11 protein-coding genes are annotated in these 9,031 nt (G+C 36.3%); 1 reads left to right on the top strand and 10 read right to left on the bottom strand.

What is annotated here, in order from left to right; translation table 11 throughout:
- The 6 genes from KBI38_07410 to KBI38_07385 all read right to left on the bottom strand — a co-directional run.
- Window positions 1-853 (bottom strand): HD domain-containing protein (locus KBI38_07410; GenBank protein MBP8629884.1); only part of this gene is annotated, 853 nt, incomplete at its 3' end.
- A gap of 150 nt (window positions 854-1,003) precedes the next feature.
- Window positions 1,004-1,684, bottom strand: a complete 681-nt coding sequence (locus KBI38_07405; GenBank protein ID MBP8629883.1) for a uracil-DNA glycosylase — start codon at window positions 1,682-1,684, stop codon at window positions 1,004-1,006.
- A gap of 61 nt (window positions 1,685-1,745) precedes the next feature.
- On the bottom strand, window positions 1,746-2,270 hold the full coding sequence (locus tag KBI38_07400) for a 2-oxoacid:acceptor oxidoreductase family protein (protein MBP8629882.1): 525 nt from the start codon (window positions 2,268-2,270) through the stop codon (window positions 1,746-1,748).
- Window positions 2,267-3,082: a 2-oxoacid:ferredoxin oxidoreductase subunit beta gene (locus KBI38_07395; protein MBP8629881.1), complete on the bottom strand. Its 816-nt coding sequence runs from the start codon at window positions 3,080-3,082 to the stop codon at window positions 2,267-2,269. The genes KBI38_07400 and KBI38_07395 overlap by 4 nt, the downstream gene beginning before the upstream one ends.
- Window positions 3,083-3,085: 3 nt before the next feature.
- Window positions 3,086-4,231, bottom strand: a complete 1,146-nt coding sequence (locus KBI38_07390; protein ID MBP8629880.1) for a 2-oxoacid:acceptor oxidoreductase subunit alpha — start codon at window positions 4,229-4,231, stop codon at window positions 3,086-3,088.
- On the bottom strand, window positions 4,228-4,428 hold the full coding sequence (locus tag KBI38_07385) for a 4Fe-4S binding protein (GenBank protein ID MBP8629879.1): 201 nt from the start codon (window positions 4,426-4,428) through the stop codon (window positions 4,228-4,230). Before KBI38_07385 ends, KBI38_07390 begins: the two co-directional genes overlap by 4 nt.
- A gap of 333 nt (window positions 4,429-4,761) precedes the next feature.
- Here KBI38_07385 and KBI38_07380 point away from each other — a divergent pair, with 333 nt between their 5' ends.
- The gene (locus tag KBI38_07380) at window positions 4,762-6,435 is read left to right on the top strand and encodes a PAS domain-containing protein (GenBank protein MBP8629878.1); all 1,674 of its coding nucleotides are present in this window, start codon (window positions 4,762-4,764) and stop codon (window positions 6,433-6,435) included.
- Window positions 6,436-6,481: 46 nt separating this feature from the next.
- On the opposite strand, the gene ptsP is transcribed toward KBI38_07380, so the two are convergent.
- From ptsP to KBI38_07360, 4 genes are all read right to left on the bottom strand, one after another.
- A complete protein-coding gene (gene ptsP / locus KBI38_07375) occupies window positions 6,482-8,182 on the bottom strand; it encodes a phosphoenolpyruvate--protein phosphotransferase (GenBank protein MBP8629877.1) in 1,701 nt (566 codons plus the stop codon).
- Window positions 8,183-8,215: 33 nt separating this feature from the next.
- Window positions 8,216-8,485 carry an HPr family phosphocarrier protein gene (locus tag KBI38_07370; protein ID MBP8629876.1) on the bottom strand — a complete coding sequence of 90 codons (270 nt, stop codon included), beginning with the start codon at window positions 8,483-8,485 and terminating at the stop codon, window positions 8,216-8,218.
- Window positions 8,486-8,498: 13 nt separating this feature from the next.
- On the bottom strand, window positions 8,499-8,894 hold the full coding sequence (locus KBI38_07365) for a PTS-dependent dihydroxyacetone kinase phosphotransferase subunit DhaM (GenBank protein ID MBP8629875.1): 396 nt from the start codon (window positions 8,892-8,894) through the stop codon (window positions 8,499-8,501).
- A gap of 17 nt (window positions 8,895-8,911) precedes the next feature.
- A partial coding sequence (locus KBI38_07360; protein MBP8629874.1) for a DAK2 domain-containing protein occupies window positions 8,912-9,031 on the bottom strand: 120 nt, incomplete at its 5' end.

Genomic DNA, 9,031 nt, shown 5'->3' with positions numbered 1-9,031 from the left:
TTTCCAAAATATTATTTGGCACTGCCAACTTACCTAAATCATGCAACAATCCTGAAATCTCCATTATTTTCAAATCATCGTGTGAAAAAGCCTGCTGTTTTGCTAAAAACACTGCCATTTGCGCCACATTACGTGAGTGCGTTGCTGTAAATTTACTAGTCCGATCTATAATAGTAGCAAAAATATTGGCAATAGCAATAACATCATCCAACGAGAAAATCGTTAATGTTTTTTCGGTAATTTTATTAAAAAATAAATCATAGCAATTCGGATTAACCAAATCCAGCCAAAAACTTTCTGTTTCAGCAATTTCATTAACAACTTGCACCAACTTCGGATCTAAACAAATATTACTGTATTTATTGATAATACTTAAAATATAATTTCGTTGTTTAAAAATCGGCACATCATTTTTTATTAATAATTCAATTTTATCGGCAATATTTATAATTCTGCTAGCTAGCGGTATTGCTTCGCCATAAATCCGCGAAAAATTAGTACCATCCCAATTGTCATGGTGATGCCTAATAATATCAGCTAATTGCCCCATTTTATCAGCATCTTTCAGTAACAAATACCCCTCTTCGGCATGCTTATGATTAGAAACCAATAAGGGTGAAGCAACGCTTATTTTGCGTCGTTCACTCCAACTTGAAGCCGCACCAATATCATGTAATAACGCAGCATAAATAAGCTCATACGTTTCTTTTTCGCCAAGATTGATATGTTCGGCGATACAATAGCAAATAAAGGCCGTTCTCCAGTGATGTCTAGACATCCCATTAATAGAAAACTCCAAGGCCATCGACAAAGCTTTTATTATATTGAGAGGATGAATACTTAAAGTTTGCATCTTCTACTCCATAAAAATAAAATTTATACACATTAAATACTACTTGTCTATTATCCAGAATAGATAAACTGGAAATGTTAACTATGTATATTATATTTAAAATTACTTAAATTAACAATAGGATTTAAGACCAATTAGTCCAATTTGGTATTATTTTTTATTATCAGGAATTTGCCAGTTAATGCACTCCAACCCCTGCGACATTAAAAAATTATTGGTTTTTGAAAAAGGCTTACTACCAAAAAAACCGCGAAAAGCCGACAACGGACTAGGGTGTGGTGCTGACAACACCAAGTGGGACTGATTAGTAATTAAAGTTTTTTTCTGTTGCGCTGGTTTACCCCATAAAATAAATACCAACGGTTTCGTCCGTGCATTTAGCAACATAATAATTTTATCGGTAAATTTTTCCCAACCTTGTTCTTTGTGAGAGTTAGCTTGATTAGCTCTCACCGTCAAAACCGTATTAAGGAGCAACACCCCTTGCTGCGCCCAGCTAAGTAAGTACCCGTTATTAGGAATACTACACCCAAGATCATCTTTTAACTCTTTGAAAATATTCACCAAAGACGGCGGTGGTGGCACATTTTCTTGCACCGAAAAGCTAAGACCATGCGCTTGACCTTCACCATGATAAGGATCTTGCCCTAAAATCACTACTTTCACATCATTATAAGCCGTATAATGTAGCGCATTAAAAATACTATACATATCCGGATAAATTTTCGTAGTGGAATATTCCTTTTTTAGAAATTCTCTTAGTTTTAAATAATAAGGCTGTTTTATTTCTTCTTGTAATAACTCTTCCCAATCGTTTTGAAAAATTTTCATTATTAATAACCTACCCCATATTTAGATAAAAGAAGCAGAGGTCTATACCCCTGCTTCAGAATTAATCTATGGAATTATAACCAACCATTACGGCTTCCATATTTTTTTCAATAGTTGCCGGTGGTACGCGTTTTGCTACAACTTTTTTCAAAGTTTCTAAATCAACAATTTTAGATTTTTTCACAATAACACCTAGCGATACAATATTAGCAAAAATGCTGTTACCAAGTTGGTCTACTGCCAATCTGGTAATCGGTACTTTCACGACATTTTTAAAAGCAGGAATTTCCGGAACTAAATCCTCATCGACAATCAAAACCCCATCTGCTTTTAAATCAGCATAATATTTATCAGCCGCCTTTTGTGTTAACGCTAATACAATATCAGGAGCATTAACTTTAGGATGATAAATAAAACTATCTGAAATAATTACTTCAGCTTTAGAAGCTCCACCACGAGCTTCCGGACCGTAAGATTGTGATTGAACGGCTTCTTTATTTTCTGCAATCGCAGTTTCTGCCAAAATAATCGCCGCTGTTATCACACCTTGACCACCAGAACCGGATAAACGAATTTGTTTCATTATTCAGCACCTCCGGCACATTCAATAACTTTTTGATAATCAGAAGTATATTCCGATAAACTAGCTTGATGCAACACGCCAATTGGGAATCGCTCTTGACGTTGTTCCGGCGTCATTTTTTCAAAAGCCGGCATCATTGTTGCTGTTTGGCTCATCCATTTAAGCATGTCAGCCGCATCACCCATTTTATTTTTACGACCATAAGCAACAGGACATTGCGTAATAGCTTCAACTAAAGAGAAGCCCTTATTATCAAAGGATTGTTCAATCATACTGGTTAAATGTTGCACATGAAAAGCGGTACTTCTTGCTACATAAGTTGCACCAGCAGCAATTGCTAGCTGACAAGGATCAAACGGTCTGTCAATATTACCATATGGTGCGGTAGTTGCTTTTTTCGTCAACGGTGTCAATGGCGAAGCCTGACCACCGGTCATCCCATAAATGTGATTATTAAATAAAATCACATTTAAATCCACATTACGTCTTGCCCCATGAATAAAGTGATTTCCACCAATAGCCATACAATCGCCATCACCGGTAATTACAATAACATTGAGCTCTGGATTAGCAAGTTTAATCCCGGTAGCAAACGGAATTGCTCGACCATGTGCAGTATGTAGTGTATCAAAATTCATATAACCGGAAGCACGAGAAGAGCATCCAATTCCTGATACTATTACAGTTTTATCTTGGTCAAGATTTTTATTTTCAACAGCTTTAACAATTGCTTTCATAACAATACCATTACCACAGCCAGGGCACCAAATATGTGGCAATCTATTTTCGCGCAAATATTTATCATAACTTCTCATACTCTAACACCCCTTGCTCAGGTCTTCAATGGCTTCGCAAATTTCCTGTGGATCAAATGCTTCCGTGTTGTATTTCGGCAATGAAACCACATTTGCCTGTGAGCCTGCCGCTCTTTCCACTTCCAATACTAATTGTCCATAGTTTAACTCTGGCACTAAAATACCCTTTACTTTACTAGCCAAGTTTTTAATAACTTTATCTGCAAATGGCCAGATTGTCATCAATCTTACCATGCCCACTTTAATCCCTTTAGCGCGAGCCTGTTCTACTGCTGCATAAGCAGTACGAGCAGTACCACCATAAGCGACAACAGCATATTCAGCATCTGCCATAAAGAACTCATCATAATGTGTTATTTCATCTTGTGCTATCTCTATTTTTTTATGTAATCTATCAATAACTTCTTTTGTTAATTTAGGACTGCCACTTGGGAAACCTGTCTCATCATGTAATAATCCTGTTACATGAAACTTATGACCTGTTCCAAAATCAGCAATATTAGGTACTAAATCTTCCATCGGTTCATATGGCTGATAGCCTTCCGCAATTGTTTTGCTCGGTTTACGACGAGGATAAATTTTAATATCAGCACTATTAGGCATTACAAATTTTTCTCTCATATGTCCAACGATTTCATCCATTAAAATAATAACTGGCGTACGGAATCGTTCAGCGTAATTAACTGCTAATACCGTTACATCAAAGCATTCCTTAACAGTCCATGGCGATAAGGCAATAATAGAGTGATCACCATGAGTCCCCCAACGCGCTTGCATTACATCACCTTGTGACGGTGCTGTTGGTTGTCCAGTAGAAGGACCAACCCTTTGAACATTAACAATAACAACCGGAATTTCCGCCATACAAGCATAACCAATTAACTCTTGTTTTAAAGAAAAGCCCGGGCCGGAAGTTGCAGTTAAAACTTTTTTCCCCGCTAAAGATGCTCCTAGCACTACTGCTAAACCTGCAATTTCATCTTCCATTTGAATAAATGCACCATTATTTTGTGGCAATTTCGCCGCCATCGCTTCAGCAATCTCAGTAGAAGGAGTTATCGGATAGCCCCCAAAAAATGTTACACCGGCAGCAATTGCTCCTTCAGCACAAGCTTCATTACCTTGTAAAAATTTAACTTCCTTACTCATTCTTCCACCTTCTTATCCACAAATATTGCATAATCAGGACAACGCATTTCACATTGTCCGCACACAATGCAGGCTTCACCATTAACAACCTCTACCATTCCTAAGGTTCCTAGTGCTAGCACCTTTTTCGGGCAAAACTTAACACAAATATTGCAACCTTTACATCTTTCCTTTTTGATAGTAATTGTACTTTTCATATCATAACCCCCTATCAGGCACTTAATAACAGTATATTAAAAAGCAATAATTTTATATTTATGCATTTTATGCGTTTTTATTGTATAATTAGTCTTTAAGAATTGACTTTAATTATATCAAATAAAAAATAAAAAATCTACTTATCATATAATAGAAATAATGTATACATTTATATTACTCAAAAATACATTTGTAATATTTAAATATCATAGCGCAGAATAATCCTAAATGTTATAATTGTATTATTTTACAAATACTTTACATTTTTTCAGTTTTTAGCTGACATTAGTTTATACCAGCTAGAACTTTATCAACTTCAGGGGGTGCAATCCTTGCATACAGACATTATTAACATTATTCTCGCTTTTACTTTTTCATTATCTTTAATGTCTTCATTTATTTTTATTTATCTATATTTAAATTTCCGCGAGCGATATTTATTTATCTGGTTAGCCAGTTCCTTACTAAGTTTGGTGCGCCTAGCCTTAATTGACACCCCGATATCTTCTACCGATGGTTATATGATTCTATTATATCAAGGAATTTTTATTTTTGCTTCTTTTTTACAATTAATTGGAACTATTGATTTTAACGGTTCTAAACCTTCTCGCACCTGGCTCTTGTCTTGGTTTGGTCTTTCCGTCATCTCCATTTTTTTTACTTATATCACTGTCGCCCTAGATTTAAGCTTTTTTTATCGTTTAATATTCTTTTGTTTAGCTTTCGGTTTTATAAATTTACAAACAGGTTTTTTATTTTTAAATCATTTTAACTGTGGTGGCTGGGGTAAATATATCACCAGCGGAACCTTATTTATTATCGGCTTACACGCCTTAGAAGTCCCTTTTTATTTTGATGATCCTACTGCCAAGTGGGGATTTTTAATTGATGCCGGTCTTAGACTGTTTTTATCTGTCGGTATTTTAATTTTATATTGTGAAAAAACTCATTACAATTTGACTTTAAAAGAGCAACAATATCGACTGTTAGCTGAAAACGCCACCGATGTCATTTATCAGTTTTCCTTTTATCCCGCACCACATTTTGAATATGTTTCACCATCAATTTATAACCTTACTGGTTATTCACCGGCATTATTTTATAAAAATGTGCAATTAGCAGCGAAAATAACGCATCCCGATGATAGGGACAAAGTGAAAATCCTCCGGCGAATAATTAATCCCAATGATAATAAAAGTAAATTGTTAACATTTCGTATTATCACTTCTACCGGTGAAATCATTTGGGTTGAGCAATCCACCAACACTTTTTATGATGAAAACAACAAATATCAAGGCTTCGTTGCGATATTGCGGGACATCACTAAACGACGTGCCTTAGAACAAGATTTATCAAAACTAGAAAGCTTAAAGATAGTTGGACAAATGGCCGCCAGTGTCGCTCACGAAATTCGCAATCCACTTACAACTGTCAGCGGTTATCTCCAACTATTTTTACGTCGTCCCGCCTTTAAAGACTATGTCGATGAATTTAATTTATTATTAAGCGAGTTAGATCGTGCTAATCAAATTATCAGAGAATATCTATCACTCAGTCAGTCAAAATTAGTAATCCTAAAAAAATGTGATTTGAATTTTATCATCAAAAATATCTTTCCGTTAATTCAAGCCTACGCTAACTCTTCATCTTGCTCAATCCAACTAGTGTTAGGAGAAATTCCTGAAATAAAGTTAGATGAAAAAGAAATTCGCCAATTATTGCTGAATCTAGTTCGTAACGGACTCGAGGCGATGCACCCTGGCGGCATCGTAACTATTAAAACAACCTACCATAAAAACATCGTTGCCTTAGCCATCACCGATCAAGGCACCGGCATACCAAAAGATATTCTAGAAAACATCGGCAAGCCATTCGTAACAACGAAAGCCACCGGTACCGGCTTAGGATTAGCTACTTGTTATCAAATTGCTAACCGCCATAATGCTACTATTAATATTGAGACCTCCCGTCAAGGAACAACCTTTACCATTAATTTTCCGGTATAAAACAAAGCCTTAAAAATACTGATTTAGTGTATTTTTAAGGCTTTGTTTATTTTTTCTTTAAGTAATTAATAACCTCTTCCGTTTTATCAAACTGCAAAACTTCAGCCACTAGAGATTGGGCACTAGCAAGATTTATCTTGGTAATTCTCTCTTTAACCTTCGGAATAGTACTACCACTCATGCTAAGTTCATCAATGCCCATTCCTACTAATAATTCCGTAGCTAAGATGTCTCCAGCCATCTCACCACACATCCCAACCCAAATATTATTTTTCTTCGCTGCACCAATCACATCATTGATTATTTTAAGCACCGCTGGATTAAAATAGTTATACAAATAGGAAATATTTTCATTACCGCGATCTACCGCCAACACATATTGTGCTAAATCATTTGTGCCGATACTGAAAAAGTCAACATGCTGTGCCAATTTATCAGCTAAAATTGCCGCTGCCGGCGTTTCTACCATAATCCCGATTGACACAGTTTTAGAATACGGCACCTGTTCTTTATCAAGTTCGGCTTGTGCCAGTTTAATAAACTCTTTTGCTTCTATAATCTCATTCAAACTTATTACCATCGGCAACATAATCGCAACATTACCATAAACGCCGGCTCTTAAAATAGCCTTTAACTGTGGTAAAAAAAGCTCCGGTCTTTTTAAACTAATCCTTAGCGCTCGCCACCCTAAAAACGGATTTTGTTCCGGTGGAACCTTTAAATATTCTAACGACTTATCGCCACCAATATCCATCGTTCTGATTATACATAATTTTTCTCCACATTTTTGGACCACTGCCTTGTATGCCGCAAATTGTTCTTCTTCATTCGGCATAGCGCTTCTGCTCATAAATAAAAACTCACTGCGAAACAATCCAACGCCTTCGCAACCAAACTGCAACGCTTTATCAATATCTTTATCTGAACCAATATTAGCCGCAACAACAACTTTGTGCCCATCTTGGGTCACAACTTCTTTTTTAGCCAAATTTAAATAATATTCTTTTTCTTGTTCTTGCTGTTTTAGTTTTTTTCGATAATTCTCTTCTTCAGTTGGCGCCAAATGCCAAACAACTTCTCCGGTATCACCATCTAATACAACTTGCGCCTTATTTTCTAACAAGTCAAATTTTTCAAGCCCAATAATAGTCGGAATACCCTTCGCTTTAGCAATAATCACTACATGGGAAGTCAAACTGCCATGTCCTAAAATAATCCCTTGTAAATTCTCCTCTGGCATAGCAGCAATTAGTGATGGTTCCAAGTCTTGACCACACAATATAATTTTTCTTGATCCAAAATCAAGTTCATCAATACCTAATAATGTTTTTAAAACACGATTTCCGACATCTCTAATATCTGCTGCCCTTGCTCTAAAATATTCATCATCCATCATCTCAAAGGTTTTAGCAATTTCATCAATGGCTACTTGTAGCGCCTTCGGTGCTGAATTTTCCAGTTCAAGCTTTTCTAAAATAAGATCAATAAATGTCGGATCTTTTAAAATCAGCAAATGAGCTTGCATTATTTGCGCTTGCTCGGTCATGTTTTTTTCTTGCATGGTAGTTATATTATTTTCTAAATCAGCTTGAACTTTTTGAATTGCCTTATCTAATTTTTCATTTTCAATTTTAGGAGAGTCGCTGTTATATTTAGCAAACCATTTTTCATAATCATTGGCTACCCAAACAACTTCGCCAATAGCAATTCCGGCAACAACGCCTTTTCCTTGTAATATCTCTCCCATAAGCACCCTCCTTACTCAGCAGGAATATCGCTGTTAATAACTCTCTCCAAAGTCCGAATCAACTAATTTTTTCAAAGCTAACAAACAATCTTGAGCATCTTCACCTTCTGCCTTAAACATAACAGTAGTACCATTTTTAACACCTAAAGACATTACTCCGAGAATACTTTTTGCATCAACTGTTTTTTCACCGGAAGTTAGTTTAACAGAACTTTTATAGCTAGCGGCCGTTTTCACCAAAGTTGCTGCCGGACGGGCATGAATACCAAATTTATTATTAATAACTACTGTTAACTCTGCCATCTTCAACACTCCATCACTGTAATTTGTTAATTTCTCTAGCTTCTTCCGCTGTCGCAACTACTGCCTCAAGCGGACTGCCAATCGATGCTTCTACCACCGCACTGATACTTCCTTCTAAAATCGGTGTATCAGCAATTCTAACTCGTTCTCTAACAATCTCCTCTAACATCTCCATTGCTACTTCCGCACTTAAAACTGCACTACCTAGGTCAACTAATAACACAACTCCATCACCGTCATCAGCTTCATTAATTGCATTAAGGATTTTAACAGCATCCGTTCCAATCCCACCAGCATCCGTTCCACCGGCAGCTATAATTTTCTGGTCAGGATTAGCCATTTGTAAAGCCATCTCTCTAATACCCTCCGCAACCTTTGAACTATGTGACACAATTACAATCCCAACCATTTCATTTCTCCTTTTCGTTATTTTATACTGACATAATAATCATAAATCGCTTGTAATATTATATAAGAGGAAGTCGCTCCAGCATCTTGATGCCCGATACTTCTTTCACCTAAATAACTAGCTCGCCCTTTAGTTGC

The sequence above is a fragment of the Negativicutes bacterium genome, from assembly GCA_018052945.1.
GTDB lineage: Bacteria > Bacillota > Negativicutes > JAGPMH01 > JAGPMH01 > JAGPMH01.
The sequence above is the reverse complement of the archived record's forward strand: the minus strand, read 5'-3'. Positions and strand labels throughout refer to the sequence as shown.

Bases quoted from the DNA above. Each gene is read 5' to 3' on its own strand.
- KBI38_07385 (MBP8629879.1), bottom strand. From the start codon at position 4,428: ATGAAAAGTACAATTACTATCAAAAAGGAAAGATGTAAAGGTTGCAAT.
- KBI38_07405 (MBP8629883.1), bottom strand. From the start codon at position 1,684: ATGAAAATTTTTCAAAACGATTGGGAAGAGTTATTACAAGAAGAAATA.
- KBI38_07390 (MBP8629880.1), bottom strand. From the start codon at position 4,231: ATGAGTAAGGAAGTTAAATTTTTACAAGGTAATGAAGCTTGTGCTGAA.
- KBI38_07365 (MBP8629875.1), bottom strand. From the start codon at position 8,894: ATGGTTGGGATTGTAATTGTGTCACATAGTTCAAAGGTTGCGGAGGGT.
- KBI38_07370 (MBP8629876.1), bottom strand. From the start codon at position 8,485: ATGGCAGAGTTAACAGTAGTTATTAATAATAAATTTGGTATTCATGCC.
- KBI38_07395 (MBP8629881.1), bottom strand. From the start codon at position 3,082: ATGAGAAGTTATGATAAATATTTGCGCGAAAATAGATTGCCACATATT.
- ptsP (MBP8629877.1), bottom strand. From the start codon at position 8,182: ATGGGAGAGATATTACAAGGAAAAGGCGTTGTTGCCGGAATTGCTATT.